Annotated in this window: 15 protein-coding genes; 4 read left to right on the forward strand and 11 right to left on the reverse strand. The window is 76.9% G+C overall.

The annotated features are described in order from the left end of the window. Positions 1-19: 19 nt before the first annotated feature. A complete protein-coding gene (locus HWY08_RS16740; RefSeq protein WP_209005172.1) occupies positions 20-601 on the reverse strand; it encodes a DNA-3-methyladenine glycosylase I in 582 nt (193 codons plus the stop codon). A 113-nt stretch (positions 602-714) separates the two neighbouring features. On the opposite strand from HWY08_RS16740, the gene HWY08_RS16745 reads away from it, so the two are divergent. After that, on the forward strand, positions 715-1,326 hold the full coding sequence (locus HWY08_RS16745; protein WP_176067295.1) for an outer membrane beta-barrel protein: 612 nt from the start codon (positions 715-717) through the stop codon (positions 1,324-1,326). A 33-nt stretch (positions 1,327-1,359) separates the two neighbouring features. On the opposite strand, the gene argB is transcribed toward HWY08_RS16745, so the two are convergent. Both argB and argC read right to left on the reverse strand, forming a co-directional pair. Further along, entirely contained in the window at positions 1,360-2,178 is an 819-nt protein-coding gene (gene argB / locus HWY08_RS16750; RefSeq protein WP_176067297.1) for an acetylglutamate kinase, read from the reverse strand. Then, entirely contained in the window at positions 2,175-3,236 is a 1,062-nt protein-coding gene (argC, locus tag HWY08_RS16755) for an N-acetyl-gamma-glutamyl-phosphate reductase (protein WP_176067299.1), read from the reverse strand. Before argC ends, argB begins: the two co-directional genes overlap by 4 nt. A gap of 71 nt (positions 3,237-3,307) precedes the next feature. Here argC and HWY08_RS16760 point away from each other — a divergent pair, with 71 nt between their 5' ends. Next, on the forward strand, positions 3,308-4,459 hold the full coding sequence (locus HWY08_RS16760; RefSeq protein ID WP_235969676.1) for a M20/M25/M40 family metallo-hydrolase: 1,152 nt from the start codon (positions 3,308-3,310) through the stop codon (positions 4,457-4,459). A gap of 81 nt (positions 4,460-4,540) precedes the next feature. On the opposite strand, the gene HWY08_RS16765 is transcribed toward HWY08_RS16760, so the two are convergent. The 3 genes from HWY08_RS16765 to HWY08_RS16775 all read right to left on the reverse strand — a co-directional run bounded on the left by HWY08_RS16765 (position 4,541) and on the right by HWY08_RS16775 (position 6,494). Continuing rightward, positions 4,541-5,506: a transglutaminase domain-containing protein gene (locus HWY08_RS16765; protein WP_176067301.1), complete on the reverse strand. Its 966-nt coding sequence runs from the start codon at positions 5,504-5,506 to the stop codon at positions 4,541-4,543. Beyond that, the gene (locus HWY08_RS16770; RefSeq protein WP_176067303.1) at positions 5,503-6,138 is read right to left on the reverse strand and encodes a DedA family protein; all 636 of its coding nucleotides are present in this window, start codon (positions 6,136-6,138) and stop codon (positions 5,503-5,505) included. The genes HWY08_RS16765 and HWY08_RS16770 overlap by 4 nt, the downstream gene beginning before the upstream one ends. A 197-nt stretch (positions 6,139-6,335) precedes the next feature. After that, positions 6,336-6,494 carry a lmo0937 family membrane protein gene (locus tag HWY08_RS16775; RefSeq protein WP_176067305.1) on the reverse strand — a complete coding sequence of 53 codons (159 nt, stop codon included), beginning with the start codon at positions 6,492-6,494 and terminating at the stop codon, positions 6,336-6,338. 139 nt (positions 6,495-6,633) lie between these two features. Here HWY08_RS16775 and HWY08_RS16780 point away from each other — a divergent pair, with 139 nt between their 5' ends. After that, entirely contained in the window at positions 6,634-7,842 is a 1,209-nt protein-coding gene (locus HWY08_RS16780; RefSeq protein ID WP_176067307.1) for a glycosyltransferase 87 family protein, read from the forward strand. A 41-nt stretch (positions 7,843-7,883) separates the two neighbouring features. Continuing rightward, positions 7,884-10,145 carry a YfhO family protein gene (locus HWY08_RS16785; protein WP_176067309.1) on the forward strand — a complete coding sequence of 754 codons (2,262 nt, stop codon included), beginning with the start codon at positions 7,884-7,886 and terminating at the stop codon, positions 10,143-10,145. A gap of 63 nt (positions 10,146-10,208) precedes the next feature. On the opposite strand, the gene ahcY is transcribed toward HWY08_RS16785, so the two are convergent. The 5 genes from ahcY to HWY08_RS16810 all read right to left on the reverse strand — a co-directional run bounded on the left by ahcY (position 10,209) and on the right by HWY08_RS16810 (position 21,248). Beyond that, positions 10,209-11,684, reverse strand: coding sequence for an adenosylhomocysteinase (gene ahcY, locus HWY08_RS16790; protein ID WP_176067311.1), 1,476 nt, complete (start codon positions 11,682-11,684; stop codon positions 10,209-10,211). Between the two features lie 94 nt (positions 11,685-11,778). Further along, positions 11,779-16,275, reverse strand: a complete 4,497-nt coding sequence (locus HWY08_RS16795; protein WP_176067313.1) for a translocation/assembly module TamB domain-containing protein — start codon at positions 16,273-16,275, stop codon at positions 11,779-11,781. A 24-nt stretch (positions 16,276-16,299) separates the two neighbouring features. Continuing rightward, on the reverse strand, positions 16,300-18,369 hold the full coding sequence (locus HWY08_RS16800) for a BamA/OMP85 family outer membrane protein (protein ID WP_176067315.1): 2,070 nt from the start codon (positions 18,367-18,369) through the stop codon (positions 16,300-16,302). 69 nt (positions 18,370-18,438) lie between these two features. Further along, on the reverse strand, positions 18,439-19,188 hold the full coding sequence (locus HWY08_RS16805; RefSeq protein WP_176067317.1) for a SprT-like domain-containing protein: 750 nt from the start codon (positions 19,186-19,188) through the stop codon (positions 18,439-18,441). 563 nt (positions 19,189-19,751) lie between these two features. Further along, entirely contained in the window at positions 19,752-21,248 is a 1,497-nt protein-coding gene (locus HWY08_RS16810; RefSeq protein ID WP_176067319.1) for an NFACT RNA binding domain-containing protein, read from the reverse strand. Between the last annotated feature and the right edge of the window lie 210 nt (positions 21,249-21,458).

Genomic DNA, 21,458 nt, shown 5'->3' on the forward strand with positions numbered 1-21,458 from the left:
ACGCACCTGCCGCCGGCGATCACCCCTGCCCGCGCGCGAGCTCGGCGCGCCGGAAGCACGAGGTGAGGTGGTCGTTCACGAGCCCGGCCGACTGCATGAAGGCGTAGCAGCTCTTCGGGCCGACGAAGGCGAAGCCGCGCGCCCGCAGCGCCTTCGAGAGCGCGCGGCTCTCCGCCGTCTCCGCGGGCACCTCCGCCGGGGAGCGCGGCGCGTTCAGGCGCGGCGCGCCGCCCACGAAGCTCCAGACGAAGCGCGCGAAGGAGCCCTCGGCCTCGCGCAGCGCCAGGAAGGCCCGGGCGCTCGCCACCGCCCCCTCGATCTTGCCCCGGTGGCGGATGATCCCCGGATCGCGCAGGAGCGCCTCGACCCGGCGCGGCCCGAGGCGCGCCACCCGCTCCGGGTCGAACCCGTCGAAGGCGCGCCGGAACGCCTCGCGCTTCCGCAGCACCGTGATCCAGGAGAGGCCGGCCTGGAAGCCCTCCAGCACGAGCAGCTCGTAGAGCGCGCGGTCGTCGCGCAGCGGCGCGCCCCACTCCTCGTCATGGTAGGCGACGTAGAGGGGGTCTTCGCCTGCCCACCCACACCGGCGCACGCCCGTCATGTCGCCAGGTTAACGCGCCGCGGCGCGCGGGGCCAACGCCGGCGGCGCCGCGTCGGTGGACCGAGGCACATGCCCCTTGCCGCCGCCCGGAACTCCGGGTCAAATGCGCCGCCATGACCAAGACCTCACGGCTCACCCTCACCCTCGCTGCCCTCCTCGCGCTCGCGCCCCTCGCGGCCGAGGCGGCGCCCACCCACTCCACCCGTGCCTCCACCTACGGCAACAGCGAGCCCTCGCTCGGCGCCGCCGTGGGCCAGGTGGACTACAGCGCGCTGCTCGGGCTCGAGTTCCCGCCCGACGGCATGGACGTCGGCCCGCGCCTCACCGGCGAGATCATGTACAGCGTGATGGACCTCGCCCCCAAGGCGCGCCTCAAGCTCGGCGTCCGCGGCGCGTTCGGCTACCACGGCTTCCCGGGCGGCTCGTTCTGGCTGCTCGACGCGGTCCCGGACGCGAAGATCACGCTCGCCCTCACGGACCTGGTCGCGCTCTATGGCGACGTGGGGCTCGGCCTGGCGGTGCATCACGTCAGCGTCGACGCCCAGCCCCCCTTCCCCGGCGGCTCGGACTCCACCCTCACGGTCGCGTTCCAGATGGGCGGCGGCGTCGCCTACGCGATCAACCCGCGCGTGAACCTGCTCGGCGAGATCCGCCTCGACCTCTACACCCGCAGCGGCTCGAGCACGTTCGTCTCGTTCCCCACCGTCGGCCTGCAGTTCCACTAGACGCGGCCCGCTCGGCCGGCGGCGGACCTCGGGTCAGCCGCCGGCCAGCACCGTCCCGACGCTGCCCGGGTCGAGGACGGCGCGGGCGAGCTCCCCCTCGGCGAGCCGCCCCACGATCACCACCGAGCGCGCGCCCCCCGCGAGCACGGCGAAGCTCTCCTCCAGCTTCGGGATCATGCCCCCCGAGATCGAGCCGTCGGCCACGCCGCGCTCGAACTCCGCCCGCGTCATGCGCGCCACCCGGCTCGACGGGTCCTTCACGTCGCGCAGCACCCCCGGCGTGGAGGTGACGAGCACCAGCGCGTCGGCCCGCAGCGCCCCGGCGAGCTGGCTCGCCACCGTGTCGCCGTTGATGTTGAGCGCCTGCCCCTCCGCGCTCATCCCCAGGCACGCCAGCACCGGCACGTAGCGGCGCTCCCAGAGATCGCCCAGGAGGCCCAGGTTGAAGCCGGTCACGTCGCCGACCAGGCCCAGGTCCACCGGCGCCTCCCCGGCGCCGGTCATGGCGCGCGGCGGCCGGCGGCGCGCCTGCAGCACGTGCCCGCTCGCGCCGTGCAGGCCCACCGGCATGACGCCGCTCGCGAGCAGGCGGGCGCAGAGGTCCACGTTCACCTGGCCCGCCACCGTGTACTTCATCACCTCGAGCGTCGCCTCGTCGGTGACGCGCTTGCCGGCGACGAGGCGCGGCTCCTGGCCGAGCCGGCGCTGCAGCGCGCTCGCCTGCGGCCCGCCGCCGTGCACGAGCGCCACGCGGTGCCAGGCGCCGACGAGCGCCCGCACGTCGCGCGCGATGAGGTCCAGCTCGGGCGAGGCGACCACCTCGCCCCCCAGCTTCACGACGACGGTCATCATGGCGGCCACGGTCCCGTATCCGAGAGCGACAGCCCCTCGGGCAGCCCGAGGGCGAGGTTCAGGTCCTGGATGGCCTGCCCGGCGCCACCCTTCACGAGGTTGTCGAGCGCGCCGAAGAGCGCGGCGGTGCGGCGGCCCTTCACGGCCGGCCCGACCGCCACGCCCACCTCGGCGTGGTTGGAGCCGGACACCGCCGCCACCTCCGGCAGGCGCCGCCGCGGGACGCGCACGAACGGCTCGCCCGCGTACGCCTCCTCGTAGAGGCGGCGCAGCCGCGCCTCGTCCCAGGCGTCCGGCAGCTCGACGAAGGCGGTGGCGAAGATGCCGCGCGAGAGCGGCGCCGACACCGGCACGAAGCGCAGCGCGAGCTCGCGCGCCCCCGCCTGGGCCAGCGCCTCGGCGATCTCGGGCAGGTGCTGGTGCTCGAGCGGCTTGTAGGTGCGGAGGTTCCCGGCGCGGACCGGGTGGTGCGTCCCGGCCGAGGGGGCGACGCCGGAGCCGGAGCTGCCGGTGAGCCCCTGCACGTGCACCACGCCCTCGAGCAGCCCCGCCCGCGCCAGCGGCAGGAGGGTGAGCTCGATGCAGGTGGCGAAGCACCCCGGCGCCGCCACCAGGCGCGCCCCGCGCAGGCGCTCCCGGTTCAGCTCCGGGAGCCCGTAGACGAACCGCGCGAGCAGCTCCGGGTGCGGGTGCTCCACGCCGTAGTACCGCGCGTAGTCGGCCGGGTCCTTGAGGCGGAAGTCGCCGCTCATGTCCACCACGCGCACCCCGCTCGCCACGAGCGCCGGGACCTGGTGCGCCGACACCTTGTGAGGCAGCCCGAGCAGGACGGCGTCCATTCCCTCGGCCGCCCGCGCCGGCGCGAGCTCCTCGAAGAGGAGCTCCGTCGCGCCCTCCAGCGAGGGGTGCGCCGCCGCGAGCGGCTCGCCCACGTGGTCCACCGACGCCACCCGCGCGAGCTCGACCTCCGGGTGCAGCAGCAGGCGCCGGATGAGCTCGGCCCCGCCGTAGCCCGAGCCCCCGATCACGGCCGCCCGGTAACGCTTGCTCGCCGCCATGGTCTCCTCTTATACCGTCCCGCGCCGCGGCGCGGCGCGCGGCGTGGGCCGCGAGGGGGCGACGGGTTCGCATGCTGGCGGAGCGGGTCGAGATCGGGCTGTCCTGGCTCCAGGGGCAGCGCTTCGCCATGCAGCGCCTGCTCGAGCGGCTGGTGCGGCAGAGCTCGTTCACCCTCGATCCACCCGGCGTCAACGCGGTGGTGGCCATGCTCGACCAGGAGCTGCGCCGCATCGGGCTCAAGACCGAGCGCCTCCGCTCGCCCAAGTACGGCGACCACCTGTACTTCGAGAGCAGCGGCCAGGGCCCCTTCACCTTCCTCATCGGGCACACCGACACGGTCCACGCGCGCCGGGCCTTCGACGGCTTCGAGCTCGCCGGCGATCTCGCCAAGGGCCCGGGCGTCTTCGACATGAAGGGCGGCCTGGTGGTGACGCTCTTCGCGCTGGAGGCGCTGGCCCGCGCGGCGCTCCTGCGGCACGTCCCGGTGCGCGGGCTCATCGTCTCCGACGAGGAGGTGGGCTCGCCCGACTCGCAGGCGCACCTGCGGCAGCGGGCCCAGGGCGCGGCCTACGCGCTCGGCTTCGAGCCGGGCCGCGCCGGGGACGCGATCGTCACCCGGCGCAAGGGGGTCGCCTCGCTCTCGGCGATCGCGCGCGGCGTGGCGGCGCACGCCGGCGCCGAGCACCAGCGGGGCAAGAACGCGGTCTGGGCGCTGGCGCGCTTCGTGGACCGGGCCCAGGCGCTCACCGACTACGGGCGCGGCTCCACCGTCAACGTGGGGCTGTTCCAGGGCGGCACCACCCGCAACACCGTCCCCGAGCTGGCGCGGGCGGAGGTCGACCTGCGCTACGTGACGACCGAGGACGGGCAGCAGCTCTACGCCGCGCTGGAGGAGGCCGCGGCGGCCGCCGCGGTGGAGGGCACGCGCCTGGAGCTGGTGAAGAGCGCCTGGCGCCCGCCGATGGTGCGCACCGACGCCTCGGCCGAGCTGGCGCGCGAGTTCGGGCGCTGCCAGGAGGAGAGCGGCCTCGCCTCGGGCGAGGCGCCGCTCTCGGGCGGCGGCTCGGACGCGAGCACCACCAGCGACATGGGCATCCCCTCCATCGACGGCCTCGGCCCGCGCGGCTCCGGGTTCCACACGGTCGAGGAGCGGGTGGACCTCGCCTCGCTCGTGCCGAAGGCGCTGGCGGTGGCGCGCTTCCTGGGCGGCCGCGGCGGGTGATGTCCGCCGGCTGATCCGAGCGCCTTCCCGTAGGGCGGGGGGCTCGTCCCCCGCCGGGGCAGCCCGCGCGGCGGCGGCCCGCTACCCGCCCGCGAGCCAGCACGCGGCGAGCGCCCGGCCCGCCGAGGCGCGCGCGCGATCGTCGCCCTCCTCGAAGCGCCCGAGCGTGAAGCGCGGCCCCTCCGCGGGCGCCTGCTCGAAGGACGGATCCACCGGGACCCAGCGGCCCTCGACGAGGAGCTCGGCCCACTCGTGCCACACCAGGGCGCGCCCGTCGTAGGCGACCCCCACCGCGTGCCGGCCGCGCCAGCCCGCGCGCGCCGCGAGCGCGAGGTAGCGCGCGGTGCGCTCGCGGCAGCTCTCGCCTGGGGGCCAGCTGCGCGGGACAGCGGGGGGCGCGGCGCCGGAGGCGGGGTCGCGCGGCACGCCGCACAGCGCGGCTGCGTCGCGCGGCCGCGGCAGCGCGGCGCCCGAGACGCGGGGCGCCGCCGCCGGCAGCCGGGCCTCCGCGTCGCGCACGAAGCGGGTCGCCTGCGCGGCGAGGAGCACCTCGTCCGGCGCGGCGCCGGGCGCGGCGCGGTACCGGAGCGGCGCCCCCAGCACGCGGCCCTCGAGCCAGCCGCCAACGCGCCGCGCGCACGCCTCGCCCTCCTCGCCGCTCTCCTCGTCGCGGACGCGGACGCACCGCTCCTCGCCGTCCCGGGCCCGCGCGAGCACGAGCTCGGCCAGGCTGGCGGGGATGGGCCCCGGGCCCTGCGCGCGGCGCCGCTCGCGGCCGTCCGCGGCGATGCGCACCCGGACCGCCCGCGCCTCGCCGCCGGGCGCGGTGTCGAGCTCCGCCAGCCAGCCGATGACGCCCCCGCCCGCCTCCGCCGGAGCCCGCAGCTCGCTCTCCCACCGGCCGCGGCAGCCGTCCGCCTGGCAGTGAAGCGCGAGCCGGGCCCACCCGACCGCCTCGCCGCCGATCTCGACGCGGTAGCGGGCGTCCACCTCGGGCAGCGCGGCGGCGGTGGCGGCGGCGAGCAGCGCGGCGGCGAGCGCGATCACGCCGCGCCCCGGGGACGGCGGCGGCGCAGGAGGAGGCGGACCGCGAGCGCCGCCGCGGCGAGCGCCATCACCCACCAGGCGGCCCGGGTGTAGCGGTCGAAGAAGGCCACCAGCTCGTCCAGGTTGCGGGCGAGGAGCGCGCCCACCGCCAGGAGGAGCGCGTTCCAGAGCGCGGCGGAGAGGCCGCCCAGGAGGAGCACGCGCCCGAGCGGGAGGCGCGCCGCGCCCGCGGCCACGAAGAGGAAGGCGCGGATCCCCGGCAGGAAGCGGTTGGCGAGGAGCAGCAGCCCGCCGTGCTTCCGGTACGCGGCGTCGAAGCGGGCCAGGCGCCCCGCGTCGAGGGGCCCGCGGACCGCGGCGCGCGCCTCCAGCGCCGGCGCCAGCGCGCGCCCGACGCGCCAGTCGACCCAGGCGCCCGCCACCGCTCCGGCCGTCACCGCGGCGAAGGCCAGCGGCCAGGAGAGCGTGCCGCGCACCGCGTACCAGGCGCCGAGCAGCACCACCAGGTCGCCGGGGAAGGGCGGGAACACGTACTCGACGAAGCTCGCGCCGAAGAGGACCGCCGGCGCGAACGGGCCGGTGCGGGCGACCACGTCCGAGAGCAGCGCCGCGGCGCGGTCGAGGGAGCTCACGCGGCGGGGATGCTAGCGGGACCGGCGGACGTGGTCGAGAGGCACCTCTCCCCCGGCCCCCTCTCCCCGCTGCGCGGGGCGAGGGGAGAGGGGACTCCAGGTCACGGTTCCCTCTCCCCCACCGGGGGAGAGGGCCAGGGAAAGGGGGCAGCACCGGGGGCCACACCCCGGGTGCTACCCCGTCCCCGGCGAGCGCCTCACGGCACGGCGGCGGTGGAGCGGCGGCCGCGGAAGAAGCCGAGCACGAACAGGATGACGGCGGCGACGAGGGCGATGTGGATGAGACCGGTGGTCACCTTCAGCGCGAGCCCCACGATCCAGAAGGCGAAGAGGATGGCGGCGAGGATCCACAGCATGGCATCTCCTTGCGGCGCGTGCGGCCGCTCTGTGCAAAATCTGGCGCTCCGGGGCGCGCGTGGCTCGCCCGCCCGCCGCCTGGGCGAGGGGAGCGGCGATCGCCCGGGACGAGCTGCGCTATAGTCCGCCGCCCTCGCGATGGTCACCGCGCGCCCCCATCCCCGCTGGCTCCCCCTCGCCGTCGCGGCCTGCTGGCTCGCGCTGGGCTGGGCGTGGCTCGCGCGCGGAGCGGCGCACCCCGGCGTCGCCTACCGGCCCTGGGCGTTCGACCACCACGCCTACTCCGATCTCCTGGCCATGGGCGGCGACCGCTACTTCGGCGGCGGCCGGCCCACCCCCTACCTCGGCGATCGCGTCGAGTACCCACCGCTCCTCGCCCTGGCGCTGTGGCTCCCCTCCTTCGCCTCGCACGCGCCGCTCGCCTACTTCACGGTGAGCTACGCGTTCCTCGCCGCCTGCGGGCTCCTCGCCGTGGCGCTCCTCCTCCGCCTGCGCGGCGCCGACGCCTGGTGGCTCGCCGGCGGGCCCGCGCTCGCCTACTACGGCGGGCTCAACTGGGATCTCCTCCCCATCGCGCTCCTCGCCGCCGCGGCGCTCGCGCACGAGCGCGGCCGCCTCCGGGGCGCGGGGGCGCTGGCGGCCCTGGGCGCCTCGGCCAAGCTCTTCCCCCTGGTCCTCGTCCCGCCGCTCCTCGGCGCCGGCTCCCGCCCCGGCCGCGGCCGCGCGCTCCTCGCGGTGGGCGCGGCCTTCGCGGCCGTCCTCCTGGCGGTGAACCTGCCGCTGGCGCTCGCCGCCCCCGACGGCTGGAGCTGGTTCTGGCGCTTCAACGCCGGGCGCGGCGCCGAGAACTCGGTCTGGGAGCTCCTGCGGGTCTCGCCGCGGCTCGCCCACCTCGTCTTCGACGCCGGCTTCCTGAACGCCGTCACGGCGCTCCTGGTCGCGCTGGCGGCCCTCGCCGCCGCGCTCGCCGCCCGCGCCGCGGCCCGCGACCCGGGCCGGGCGGTCCGGCTCGGCGCCGCCTTCGTGCTGGTGGTCTGGATCGGCACCAACAAGGTGTGGAGCCCGCAGTACGCGCTGTGGGCCTGCGCCGCCGGAGCGCTGGCGGCCGCCCCGCGCGCGCTGCTCGCCCTGCACGCGGCGGTCGCGGTGGCCGACTACCACGTGGCGTTCGAGGCCCGCGCCACGCGCGGGCTGGTCCACTACTTCGACGCGCTCTACCTGGGCGAGGAGGTGCTGCGGTTCGGCGCCTACGCGCTCCTCGCGGCCTGGCTCGGGCGCGAGCTGTGGCGGGTGGCGCGCGCGGCGGGGGACGAGCCCCCGCCCTACGGCCCTGTGGTGTCGCCGTGACCGCGCGGAGCACGCCCGGCGGGGAGCGGGCCGGAGCCGCCGTGGGGGCGCGGAGCGCGTCCGGGTGGTGGGCGGCGGCGCTGGCGGTGCCGGCGCTGGTGATCGCGTTCCACGCGCGGGCCGCCGCGCCGGGCCAGGCGTTCGTCGGGACCGACCTGCGCAACTTCTTCTTCGCCGTGCGGGAGGCGACCGCCGCCGCGCTGCGCGCCGGCCAGGTCCCGGGCTGGCAGCGCGGCTTCTTCCTCGGGTACCCGCTCCTCGGCGATCCCCAGGCGGCGGTGCTCGACCCGGCCACCTGGCTCACCCTGCCCTGGGACGCGCCGCGCGCGCTCACGCTCGGCGTCCTGCTCCACCTCTGCGTCGCCGGCTGGGGCATGCTGGCCTGGCTGCGCCAGCGCGGGCTCTCGCCGGCGGCGGGGCTGCTCGGCGCCGTCCTGTTCGCGCTGGGCGCGAAGCAGACCGCCCACCTCCAGCACTGGAACTTCGCCGCCTCCTGCGCCTGGTGGCCGTGGATGCTGTGCGGGCTGGACGGGTTCGCGGCGCGCGGGCAGGGCCGCTTCCTCGCGCTCACCGCCGCCGCGGCCGCCCTCTCCTGGCTCGGCGGCGCGGCGCAGATGGCCTACTTCGGGACGCTCGTCGCCGGCGTCTACGCGCTGGCGCTGGCCCCCGCCCTCTGGCGGCGCCGGCCCGCCGACGCCCTGCTGGCCCTCGCCGCCGCGCCGCTCGGGCTCCTCCTCGCAGCGCCGGTGGTGCTGCCGGTGCTCGAGCTGGCGGGGCTCGGCCCGCGCGGCGCCGGGGTGGGCTACCGGTTCGCGACCAGCTGGAAGTGGCCCGACCGCCACGGCCTCTCGCTCTTCCTCATGCCCCGCGCCTTCGGCGGCCGCTGGTACCTCCCCGAGATGAACCTGTGGGAGGCGACCGGCTACCTCGGCATCCTCCCGCTCGGCCTCGCCGCCGCCGCGCCGCTGCGGCGGCGGGGGCTGTGGCTGTTCCTCGCGCTCGGCGTGCTCGGCGTGTGGCTCTGCTTCGGCGAGGACGCCTGGCTCGGGCTGCACCAGGCGCTCTACCGGCTCCTCCCCGGCTACGGCTCGTTCCGCAACCCGACCCGCTCGCTCATGGTGACCTCCTTCGCGAGCGCGCTCCTCGCCGCGGAGGCGCTCGAGGCGCTCGGCGCGCCGGAGGGGCGGGGCCGGCGGCTCGCGCGGGCGGCGGCCGCCCTCGCGCTGGCGGCGGCCGTCGCCCCGGCGCTGCCGCACCTCGCCGGCTTCTCGCTCGACCTGGGCCGCGCGCGCGAGGGCGCCCGCCTCACCGTCGCGCTCGCCGCGGGCGCGCTCGCCTGGCTCGCCGCGGGCTGGTGGCTGGCGGCCTCGCCTCGCTGGCGCCCGGCCTGGGGACTCGGCGCGGCGGCGCTGTGCGCGATCGACCTCTTCCTCACCTTCGGCGACATGAACCCGACCGCGCCCGCCGCCGGCGAGCGGCCCGCGCTGGCGGACCTCGCCCCGCAGGTGCCCGCGCCGCCGGCGCCGCGCCGGGTGGCGGTGCTCGCGAACTGGGGGCGCACCGCCAACGCGCCGCTGCGCAACAGCTGGGAGGGGACCACCGGCTACGGGCCCAGCGTCATCGACCGCGTGCGCCAGCTCCTCGAGGCCACCCGCCGCGACCGGCTGCCGCCGCTCGGCCCGGTGGTGGCGGACACGAACTTCCCGCGCCCGCGCCCCTCCTCGGCGCTGTGGCCGCTCCTCGCCACGCCGCTCGTGGTGGCGGACCGCGGGCTGCCGCTCCCGCGGGTGGCGCGGCTCGCGCCGGAGTACGACCTCCCCACCTTCGCCTACGCCGCCCCGGCGCTGCCGCGGGTGTTCTGGACCGGCGCGTGGACCACCGCCGGCGACGCGGAGCTGCGCGAGGGGGGCGCGCTCCTCGCGGCGGCGCGAGGCGACCGGGCGGTGCTCGCGCCGGAGACGCCGCTTCCGCGGCTGGCCACCGGCGCGCCCGAGGGACCGCTCGCCGCGCGCGCGGTGCGCGCCGACGGCGGCGCGGTGGAGGCGACGGTGACCGCGCCGCGCCCCGGCCTGGCGGTGGTCCTCGACCCCTGGTTCCCGGGGTGGACCGCCACCGTGGACGGCGCGCCGGCGCCGCTCGCGCGCGCGGACTACGCGTTCATGGCGGTCCCGGTGCCGGCGGGGGAGCACGTGGTCCGGCTCGCCTACCGGCCGACGCAGCTCGGGCGAGGGGTGGCGGTCGGCGCCCTGACCGCGGCGCTCCTCGCCGCCGCGCTCGCGTGGCGGCGACTTCGGCCCGCTTGAACGGCCCCCTCTCCCTGGCCCTCTCCCCGGTGGGGGAGAGGGAGTGGAAAGGTCGAGCGGGCGCTAGTAGCGGTAGTGCTCCGGCTTGAAAGGCCCGCTCGGCGAGACGCCGATGTAGTCGGCCTGCTTCTTCGAGAGCTTGGTGAGCTTGGCGCCGATCTGGTCGAGGTGCAGCCGGGCCACCTTCTCGTCGAGGTGCTTCGGGAGGACGTAGACCTTCCGCTCGTACTTCGCGCCGCGGGTGGCGAGCTCGATCTGGGCCAGCGTCTGGTTCGTGAAGCTGTTCGACATGACGAAGCTCGGGTGCCCGGTGGCGCAGCCCAGGTTGAGGAGCCGGCCCTCGGCCAGGATGAGCACCCGGTGGCCGTCGGGGAACTTCCAGGCGTCGTACTGCGGCTTGATGTTGACGCGTTCGATGCCCGGCACCTTCTTCAGGCCGGCCATGTCGATCTCGTTGTCGAAGTGGCCGATGTTCCCGACGATGGCGCAGTCCTTCATCTTCCGCATGTGCTCGGCGGTGATGATGTCGAGGTTGCCGGTGGCGGTGACGAAGACGTCGGCGGTCTTCACCACGTCCTCCAGCCGCACCACCTGGTACCCCTCCATCGCCGCCTGCAGCGCGTTGATGGGGTCGATCTCGGTGACCACCACCCTCGCGCCCTGCCCGCGCAGCGACTGGGCGCAGCCCTTGCCCACGTCGCCGTAGCCGCACACCACGCACAGCTTGCCGGACAGCATGACGTCGGTGGCGCGCATGAGGCCGTCCACCAGCGAGTGCCGGCAGCCGTACAGGTTGTCGAACTTGGACTTCGTCACCGAGTCGTTCACGTTGATGGCGGGGAAGAGGAGCGTCCCCGCCTTCTGCATCTCGTAGAGCCGGTGCACGCCGGTGGTGGTCTCCTCGGTCACGCCGTGGCAGTCCGCCGCCACCTTGGTCCAGCGGCGCGGGTTCTTCTTCAGCTCGCGCGCGAGGACCGTGAGCACCACCGCCAGCTCCTCCGAGTCGGCGCTCGACGCCGGCGGGACCTTGCCCGCACGCTCGAACTCGACGCCCTTGTGCAGGAGCAGGGTGGCGTCGCCGCCGTCGTCCACGATCTGGGTCGGCCCGAGGCCGCCGCCGAAGTCGAGCGCGCGCTCGGTGCAGTCCCAGTACTCCTCGAGCGTCTCGCCCTTCCAGGCGAAGACCGGCACGCCGCGCGGATCGTCGGGCGTCCCGTCCCGGCCCACCGCCACCGCCGCCGCCGCGTGGTCCTGGGTCGAGAAGATGTTGCAGGAGGCCCAGCGGACGTCGGCGCCGAGGTCGCGGAGGGTCTCGAGGAGCACCGCGGTCTGGATGGTCATGTGCAGCGAGCCGGTGACGCGCTGGCCGGCGAGGGGGCGCTTCTTCGCATACTCGCGCCGGACCGCCATGAGGCCGGGCATCTCCTTCTCGGCGAGCTCGATCTCCTTGCGCCCCCACTCGGCCAGGCCGAGGTCCTTCACCTTGAACTCGAGGCGGGTGGAGCTCTTCTTCGCGGCGCGGGCGGCGCTGGGGGGCATCGTCGGTCCTCCTGCCTCGGTCGATCGAGGGCTCCCGGCGATACACCGGGGGCACCGGCGCGTCAACGGGAGGGGCCGGGGACGGGGGCTGCGATCAGTAATCCTTGGACCAGATGAGGCTGCCGCCGCCCGTGCCGGCGTCGCCGTAACGCACGTCGAAGGTCCAGCGCCGCGAGATCTGGTACTCGGCCCGCACCTCGTTGGTGTTCTCGTTCTCCTCGGTCCTGGCGTTGAAGCGCCGCGTGTAGCCGACGTAGATCTTGTCGGTCAGGTACTTGCCGGCGCGCAGCTGCGAGCTGTCGAGCGAGACCGTGTCCACCGGAAGCTTGTCGGCGATGAGGTCCTTGAACACCTGCTGCGACAGGGCGCCGAGCGCCGCGTTGCCCGCCTCCTGCACGGGGTTCTGCACGCCCCCGGCGCCGGCCTTGAACTCGGTGCGGCCGGTGGCGATGAGGAGCGCGATCTGCCCCTCGTCCATGGGCGGGTCGCTCGTGAGCTTCACCTCCGGCTTCTCGACGGTCCCGGTGATGGTGACGGTGGCGGTGGCGTTGGGGTTCACGTACACGGCCTGCACGTCGAGCACGCCCGCCTTGTAGTCCTCTCCGGTGAACTGGACCCGGGCCCGCTTGAGGTCGAAGCTCCGCCCGCCGACGGGCTCCACCTGCCCGCGCAGCGTCTCCACGGTGCCGGTGAGGTAGAGGTCGCCCTCGTCCTCCTCGGCCACCACGTCGGCGCGCAGCTCCACGTCGACGCGCGGGCTGTCCCCCTTGATCTGGAACCGGTTCGGCACGAGCAGGTGGACCTTGGCGTGGAAGGGCGGGCCGGCCGCAGCGACCACCCCGCCGCGCGGCGCCTTGGCGTGGAACGGCCCCACGGCGATGTCGGGCCGCTGGTCGAGCGGCTGGATCTTGCGGGTGGGGAGCTTCTCGGGGAGCTTCACCAGCGCGCGCGGGATGCGGAGCTCGGCGTCGAGGTCGCCGGCGGCGAGCTTGCCGGTGAGCGTGGCGCTGGCGGTCAGGGTGGCGAAGTCCTGGCCGGCGCGGGAGATGGTGAGCTCGCTCGCCTCGAGGGAGCCGGTGAGGTCGGCCGGCGCGCCCTTGCGGGCGAGCCCCACCGCCTCGGCCTTGAGCTCGACCCGCCCGTGCCCGCGGTGGGCGGTGAGGCGGTCGAGCCTGAAGACGTCGTCCGACAGGGAGGCGTCGAGCGCGATGCCGGTCCAGTCGCCGAACTCGACCACCGCCGCGCTCCCGTCCTTCAGCGAGGCGGTGCCCCGCGGGACCATCCGCGCCAGCGGCCCCTCCGCGGTCACGTCCGCCTCGAGCTTGCCCGCGGCGGCGCGCACGAGCCGCGGGGCGACCGCCGGCAGGAAGCCCAGGTCCAGCGCCCGCGCCCGCAGCGTCGCGCGCGCCGGCGCCCGGGCCAGCTCACCGCGGCGCAGCGCCGGCAGGCCCAGGTCGGCCTGCGCGTCGAGCGCGCCCGTGAGCGTCCCGCCGCTCGCGACGGCGAGCGCGACGCCGGCATGGAGCGCCCCTCCGCCGCCCTGCGCCGTGAGCGCCACGTCGCCGAGCGGCCGCTCGTCGATCGCGATCCCGTGGCCCTTCACGTCGGCCGCGAGGCGCGGCGCGGCGAGGCTGCCGGCCAGCTCCGCCCAGCCCTCGAGGTGGCCGGTGAGCGGGACCGGGGCGCCGGCGCGGCGCAGGTCGGACCGGGGCAGGTCGAGCCGCGCCCGGACGGCCGCCGCCTCGCGCGCGGCGGCGTCGCCCAGCCGCTCGACCGGGAGCGCCAGCGAGGCCGTGAACCGGAGCACCTCCTCGCGCTCCAGCGCCCCGCGCCCCTCGAGCCGGGTCGCGTCCGCCGCGGCGACCGCGGCGAGGTGCGCCTCGACGTCCGGGTACCCCGCCACCGTGCCGCCGGTGAGATCCACCGTCCCGTCCCCGCGCGGCGCGCGCGCCGTGCCCTTCACCGTGAGCCGCGCCGCGAGTCGGCCGCGCAGCTCCTTGGGGACGCCCAGCCGGCCGGCGAGGAGCGACAGGTCGTAGCCGGGCACCGCGGCCTGCGCGGTGAGCGGCGCGGCGGCGAGGCCGCGCGCCACCTCCCCGGGCGCGCGCAGCAGCCGCGCCCAGTCGAGCGGCAAGGACGCCTCCACCTCGGCGGCCCGCGTGGCCCGCGCGTCCGCGGTCGCGGTGAGGTGCGTCTCGCGCCCGGCGCCGCGGAGGGCCAGCCGCACCGCCACGCCGTCGAGCGCGCCGTAGGAGGCGCGCTCGAGCGCCGCCGTGGCCTCGGCGGTGGGCGCCCCGGCCGTGCCGCCGAGGCGCGCCTCCAGGCCGAGCGCCCCGGCCACCGGTTCGGGCGGCTCCACCCGCGCGAGCCGCAGCGCCTCGCCGAGCGGGAAGTCCCGGACGGCGAGGTGCAGGTCGAGCGGCTCGCGGGACCCCGCGCGCGCGAGCGCCACCGGCAGCTCCCCCCGGACCTCGAGCGCGCCGCCGGCGGCCCGCTGCGCGGCGAGGTCCAGGCGCGCTCGCCGGCGCGCGCCGTCGTAGCCGAGGTCGGCGCGGGCCGTGAGGCCCTCCATCCCGAGCAGCGCGCCGTCCGCGAGGCGCACCTGCGCCGTCACCGCGGGCTCGGCCGGCGACCCCTTCGCCTCGGCGTCGGCGTCGAGCCGGCCGGCCAGCGCGAGCCGCGGCGGCAGGAGCGCCCGGGGCAGGTGCGCCAGGTCGAGCGCGGCGAGGTGCAGCCGGGCGTCGAGCGCGCGCCGGGCGGGAGGGCCCGAGAGGCCGCCCGCCAGCTCGATCCGCTGCGACCCCGCGGCGAGCGCGAGCCGATCGACGGACGGTCCGGCCAGGGTCACGCGGGCGGGGGCGGCGAGCTCGAAGCGGTCGCCCGGCCAGGCGAGCGAGAGCGCCGACAGGGTCAGCACGCGGCGGTCGGGCGAGAGCGCGCCGGTGGCGCGCAGCGCGAGCGGGTCCGGGCCGACCAGCGGCACCGAGGCGGTGACCGCGAGCTCCCCCGCCAGGCGCTCCACCTGGCCCCGCACCGCGAGCGCCCGCGCGTCGAGGCGGCCCGCGACGAGGCGGTCGGCCCGGCCGTCCAGCTGGACCCGCGGCGAGGAGAGCGCCCCGGAGGTGGAGGCGGTGAGCGCGACCCCGGCGGCCGAGACCCCGCCCGCGCCGATGGAGGGGGCGCGGGCGCGGAGCTGCACCGAGGGCGCCGCCTCGGTGCCGGAGAGGTCGGCGTCCACCGCCACCGCGCCGGAGAGCGGCGGGAGCGGACGGCCGAGCAGGTCCTGGAGGTTGCGGCGCAGCAGGGCCAGGTCGCGGGCGTCGAGCGCGAGGTGGCCCGCCAGCGCGCCCTTCGGCCGCCACCTCCCGCTGCCGGTGAGCGCCGCGCCGGGCAGGGTCGCGTCGAGGCGGGAGAGGTCGTACGCGCCCCCCGCCGCGGAGGCGCGCAGCTCGACCGGCCCGAGCCGCCCCGCCCGCACCCGCGACGGCGCGAGCGAGAGCGCGAGCGCCGCCTGGAGCGAGGCGAGGTCGCGGCCGCGCGCCCTCCCCCGCGCCTGCAGCCTGAGCGAGGTCGCGGGCGCGCCGCGCAGCACCCGCGAGAGGTCCAGGTCGTCGAGGTGCACCTCGGCGCCGCCCGCCAGCGCCGCCGGCGGGAGCTGCACCGCCGCCGCCGCCCGCGCCGCCCCGCCGCCCCGCGGGCGGAGGTCGAGCGCGGCGGTGGCCTCGCTCCCGTCGGACTCGGCGTAGAGCGTCCCGGTGAGATCGCCCGCCAGGGGCGCGCGCGGCGCGAGGCGCCGCACCTCGGCGGCGTCCACGGCCAGCGACAGGACCGCGGCGCGGCCCCGCCAGGTGGCCTGGTCGAGCTGCGCCACCGCCTCGAGCGCCGTGTCGCCCACCGCCAGGCGCAGCTGCCGCAGGCGGACGACCTTGCCGCGCAGGCCCCCGGCCAGCTCGAGCGCGAGCGGCGCCCGCTCCGGCTCGGTCAGCTCGCCCCGGAGCGACAGCTCCCCGCCGGCCCGGTCCGGCGCGTACAGGGCGCGGGCGTCGGCGTCGAGCCCGCTCGCCGCGTACCCGGGCCCGCCGTCCCCGGGGACGTAGCGGACGCTGCCGCCGCGCAGGGTGAGCCGCACCAGGCGGAAGGTCCAGGTGGTGGAGGAGGTCTGGGTCTTCGGGCTCGGGTGCGTCGGCGCGAACGCGCGCGCCAGGGAGAGCCCGCCGTCCTCCTCGCGCTTCAGCACCACCTCGGGTCCGTCGAGCTCGATCCGGAGCCCGATCACCTTGGACCGGATCCGGCCCAGGTCCGGGTAGACGCGGGCGCGGCGCAGCGCGAGGACGACGTCGCCGTCCGGGTCGATCACCTTCGCGCCCAGGAGCTCCAGGCCGCCCTGGCCGAGCAGCCGGAAGCCCTGCAGCTGGATGCTGCCGGCGATGGCGTCGTCCGCGGCCCGGAGCGCGGGGGGCACGATGAGCCCGCGCCCGAGGTCGGTCGAGATGGCTAGGAAGGCGCAGGAGAGCACCACCCCGGCCGCCGCGAGGAGGCCGAGGACGACGTAACCGAAGCCGGCGAGCGCTCGCCGCGTGGCCGCTCCCACGCCCATGCCGTAACCCGCGCCTCCCTAGAACGCCTCTCCGATGGAGAGGTGGAACGAGAGGATGGTGCCGCGGTGGAGGGCGCCGGTGGGGACGAGCTGCGAGCGCGTGCTCGGCGTGGTCGAGTCGCAGCCGCTGGCGGAGCACAGCTTCATCACCTCGACCCCAGGCTGGCCGTCCGGCCCTGGCAGCCGCGCCGCCAGGTCGAGGCGGAGCGGGCCGAAGACGGTCTTGTACCGGATGCCGGCGCCCACCGCGTACTGGAGGTTCGCGACGTTGAGCGCGTCGGCCGCCTTGAACCGCACGTCGCCGAAGTCGAGGAAGGTGGCCCCGCCCAGCTCGCCCGAGATGGGAAAGCGGAGCTCGACCGACCCGTCGATGAGCCCGGCCCCGCCCACCGGCAGGTAGTCGGTCCCGTTCGGCGGGCAGGGCTGCTTGGTGCAGAACCCGTACACGGGCGACAGCTGGCGCGTGTAGTAGCCGCGCATGAGGTTCGGGCCGCCGCTGGTGAAGCGCGCCACGATGGGCACCTCGCTCCCGGAGCTGAGGAGCCCGATGCGGCCGCGCCCGGCCAGCACCAGGCCCAGCGGCAGGCTCACGAACGCGCGCGCCTCGGGCAGGAGCCGCAGGTACGACGCGCCGTTCCCCTTGACGCTGAACCCCTCCTGCACCGTGAGCGACAGGTAGAGGCCCTTGGTCGTGTTGAGCGGGTCGTCGCGGAAGTCGAAGGCGAGGCGCTGCTCGAAGTACGACAGGAGGCACAGGCTCGGGTCCTGGCCGGGGCAGGTGGCGAGCTGCAGCACCTGGCTCGTCTGGCCGCCGGGGAGCGAGGTCTCCTGGCTGACGATCCCGCCCAGCTCGTAGAGCTCGAGGTTCACCGAGGGCACGAAGGTGACGAGCCGGCCCAGCTTGAAGGGTGTCCCGAGCCGCACCCGCTCGGCCCAGAAGTCGTAGGCCTGCTCGAGGCCCCGCTCCACCTCGGCCCGGAGGTTCAGGTCGACGTAGCGGCTGGCGATGCCGGGCTGGGTGAAGTCGGCGGTGAAGAGCGCCACCGGCCCCTGCTTCGTCTCGGTGATGAGGTTCGGCAGCCAGGCGTACCCGACCCGCGCGTCGAGGCTCAGCTTTCGGAGCCCGCCGAGCCAGTTCCGGTGCTGCCAGCCGGCGATGGCGTCCGCCTCCCAGCGCGTCGCCTGGAACGCGAAGCCCGGGCCGGCGCGGATGGTGCGGAACGGCGCCTCGCGCACCGCCACCACCACCGGCACGGTCTTCTTCTGCTCGTCCGCGGCCTGGAGCGACGGGCTGACCCGCACGCCACCGAACACCCCCAGGTCGAAGATGCGCGCCTGCGCCTTGGGCAGCTCGGTCGCGTCGAACACCTGGCCGGGCTTCACCGCCAGCTCCGCCTCCTCGCGGATGCGGGCCCGGGGGATGGCGGCGGCCCCGCTGACGAAGACGCTCCCGAAGCGGTAGCGCGGCCCCGCCTTCACGGTGTACCGGACGTGCGCCTCGTCGAGCCCGGGGTCGACCTGGGCCGCCTGGGCCACCTCGGCCCGCGCCCAGCCGGTGGAGGTGAGGGCGTCCTGGATGGCGGCGCGCGCCGCGTCGTACGCGGCCTCGGTGAAGACGTCGCCCACCTTGAGCGGGAGCTTGAGGCGCGCCCGCGCCTCGGGCGCCTCGTCGAGCCCATCGACGTCGAGGCGGGTGACGTGGACCGGCGGCCCCTCCTCGATCCGGATCCGGATCCGCACCCGGCCCGGGCCGTCGGGCACGACGTCGGCCGAGGTGACCCTCGCGTGGTAGTAGCCGCGCGCCTGGTAGTAGCGGGCGATGCGCTTCTTGTCGTTGGCGAAGGCGTCGACGTCGAACGGCTGCGGCTGGGGGACGAGCAGCCAGCGGCGGCCGGACTCCTGCGTGGCGAGGTGCGTGCGCAGCTCCCGGGCCGGGACCGCGCGCGCCCCCTCGATGTCGAACGCGACGACGGTGGGGTGCTCCTCGGTCCCGCGCGGCTGGGGCCACAGGAAGCAGCCCTGGAGCGCGAGCGCGAGCAGGGCGAGCGCGAGGCCCGGGCGCCGGGCGCGGCGGTGGGACGAGGTCACGCGGGGCGGATGATGTCACAGCCAGGCGGCCCGCCGCTCGGTTTCGGCGGGGCGCGCGCCGCGCGGCGATCAGCTCTCGAGGAGGAAGCTCAGGTTCGCCTCCTCCCAGGCCTTGGCGCGGCGGTAGTCGGGGTAGGCGCGCTCGCGCCGGCGGAACTCGGCGCCGTGGACGACGCGGCGCCCGCCGCGCTCGAGCGCCGGCACCACCTGGTGCAGCATCTCGTGGAACACCACCGTCGCGACGTACATCTCGGGGACCTCGCGCCGGTCGAGGGCGGGGTGGATCCGGATGAGCCGCGCGTCCTGCACGTAGACGCCGGTCTTGATGGTGCGCCGCCGCCGGCCACCCCGGTTCGGCCCCCAGCCGATGCGCGCCTCGACCCGGCCGCCGAACTGCTCGGCGTTGACGCGGTCGAAGATGGCCTGGAGGTCGTGGACCCGGCCGCGCGGCTCGAGGCGCGCCGGGCGGGGGTCCCCGATCCGGGCGCGGTGCTCCCGGACGTAAGCGTCGATCCGCTCGCCGGCGCCGCGTCGCCGCGCCGCCATGCCCCGCCCGGGGCCGGCGAACGCCGCCAGCGCTTCGACCACCTCGCCTGGAGCGTCCAGGAACATGTGGTGGACCCGGTAGTGCAGCATCCCGCCGACGCGGCGAAACGAGACCATGGTGGAGCGGTTGTCGTGGACGAAGAGCCGGACGCGCTCCCCGCACCGATCGGAGAGCTGATCGGCGAGCGAGCTCGCGGCCGCCACCCGCCGCTCGCGGTTCCAGAGGCGCGCCCCGAAGAGATCGAGCTGGCGGTCGAGCTGGCGGGTGCCCACGGCGGGGGCATGCTACGAGGCCCCGGGCCGGCCTATCAAGGGCCACACCCCCGAACGTGAGGCCGGGCGCCTGGAGGGCGGGCTTCCGAGCGGGCGCACGGCCCCCGGGGGCTGCGGGGAGCGGGGGAAGCACCCGCGGTGCGGGCCCCCCTCCACTCGAGCCTCCCTCCGCGAAACGCGGGCAGCGGTTCCGAGCGGGCGGCGGGGTGGCCCGCCGGCGTCGCTCCGGACGACCTACCGGGTTCGTACGGCGGCCGGCTCAGAAGCGCGCGGAGGCCGGCAACGCATCGTGCCGCGCCGACGCGGCGCACGAGGTCCGCGCGCCGGCGCGGCACCGGCGTTGCTGGCGGCAGTACGGCGGGCGGGAGTCTCACGCAGGTCGGCCTGCGCTCCTTCGGAGGGCCACCCCGCCGCCCGCTGGCGGGCGTCGCCGTCCGCAGGTCGCGGTCCAGGTCGCGGTCGAGGTCGGGGTCGAGGTCGCGGTCCAGGTCGGGGTCGAGGTCGGGGTCGGGGTCACGGCGACGCCCGCCCGACTCGGCGTGCGGGCCGGGGGGCCCCTTCCCTCACCCCACCTCTTCCTCCGCCGCCAGCAGCCGCTCCACGCGCTCCCGCTCGACCCTGAGCAGAATGGTCCGCTCCTGGCTGTACGTGACCGCCCCGGGCGCCGCGCCCTTCACCTTCCGGACGTACTTGGCCCGGGTCGCCACCACCTCGACCTGCGGCTCGTTGCGCGCGTCGCTGAAGTGCACCGCGAGGTGGGCGGCGTCGAGGAGCGTCTCTCCGTCGGGGGCGCGGCCCTTCTCCAGCTTCACCACCACGTGCGAGCCTGGGAGGCCGCGGGCGTGGAGCCAGAGGTCGTTGCCCTTCGCCACCTTGACGGTCAGGGCGTCGTTGGCCTCGGCGCTCCGGCCGACCAGGATGGGGGCGCCGGCGACCGAGCGGAACAGGCGGTAGGGCGGGAGCGGCTCGTCGCGGCGGGCGCGCGGGCGAGGAGGCGGCCGCGGCGCGGCGCCGAGGCGGCGCGCCTCCCGCTCCAGCCGGGGCAGGTCGGCGCGCGGGGCGGCGTCGAGCGCGTCGAGGAGCGCGCGGAGCTCCGCCTCGCGCCCGCGCACCTCCGCGGCGCGCGAGGCGACCCGGGCGGCGCTCTCGGCGATGCGCCGGTAGCGGCGGTAGTAGCGCTCCATGTTGGCCTGCGCCGAGAGCGCGGGGTCGAGCGCGACCATCACCTCGCGCGCCCCGTCGGCCGTCCACTCGGTGAGCCGCGCCTGGGCGGCCCCGCGCTTCACCGCGTGCAGGTTCTGCTTCAGGAGGTCCGCGCGGCGCCGGTCCTCCTCGGCGGCCGGCACCCGCGCCGCCTCCTCGGAGAGCTTCTCGAGCGCCCGCCGCGCCCGCGCCAGCGCGGCGCGCACCGGCTCCCGCAGGCGCCGCCGCCCCTCGAGCGCGGCGCGCTCCTCCTCGAGCGCGGCGTAACGCTCCTCGAGCGCGGCGGAGAGCGGGAAGCGGACGGCGGCCTGGGCGGCGGCGGCCCCGGGACGCCGCTCCGCCTCCGGCTCCGCCTCGCCGCCGGGCGCCGCCGCCGTCGCGGCGCGCGGGGCAGGGGGCACGTACGGCTTGCCGGGGACGAGGTCGCGCCGCTGCGACAGGTTCCGGGCGACGCTCTGGCGGATGATCCCGTCGCCGCCGACGAGGAAGAGGTTCCCGTGCCGGCCGGTGAGCTCCGCCACCAGCCGGAGCGGGCCCGCGGGCGCGTCGAAGGCGAGCTCCACCACCCGGTCGTCCGGACGCGCCGACAGCGAGGCGAGCCGGGCGCCCTCCAGCTCGCGCCGGAGCACCGCCTGGGCGCCGAACGGCGCCGGCGGCTGGGGCGGGCGGCGGGCCACGGCGTGGAGCCGCGTGAGGTCGGCCTCGGCGGAGAGGAGCAGCGTGGCCGCGCCGGCCCGGCCGTACAGCTCGAGCGTGAGCGCCCGCTCGGCGTGCATCCGGAGCGCGTCGACCCTGGAGCCGGCGAGCGGCTGCAGCTCGGCGACGACGGCGGCGATCTCGGCGGCGGAGAGCGACATGCGATCCCAAAAATGCGACGGCCGCCCGAAGGCGGCCGCAGCAACGAGCGGAATCGGCTCGAGGTGAAGCTACTTCGCCGCCTTCCGCGTGGTCTTCTTGGCGGTCTTCTTCGCAGCCGGCTTCTTGGCGGCGGTCTTCTTCGTCGCGGTCTTCTTCTTGGGCGCCATCTTTTCCCTCCGTTGAGGTGCCTGCGTGTGGGAGCCGCCTCG

Source organism: Anaeromyxobacter diazotrophicus, assembly GCF_013340205.1.
GTDB classification, from domain to species: Bacteria; Myxococcota; Myxococcia; order Myxococcales; family Anaeromyxobacteraceae; genus Anaeromyxobacter_A; species Anaeromyxobacter_A diazotrophicus.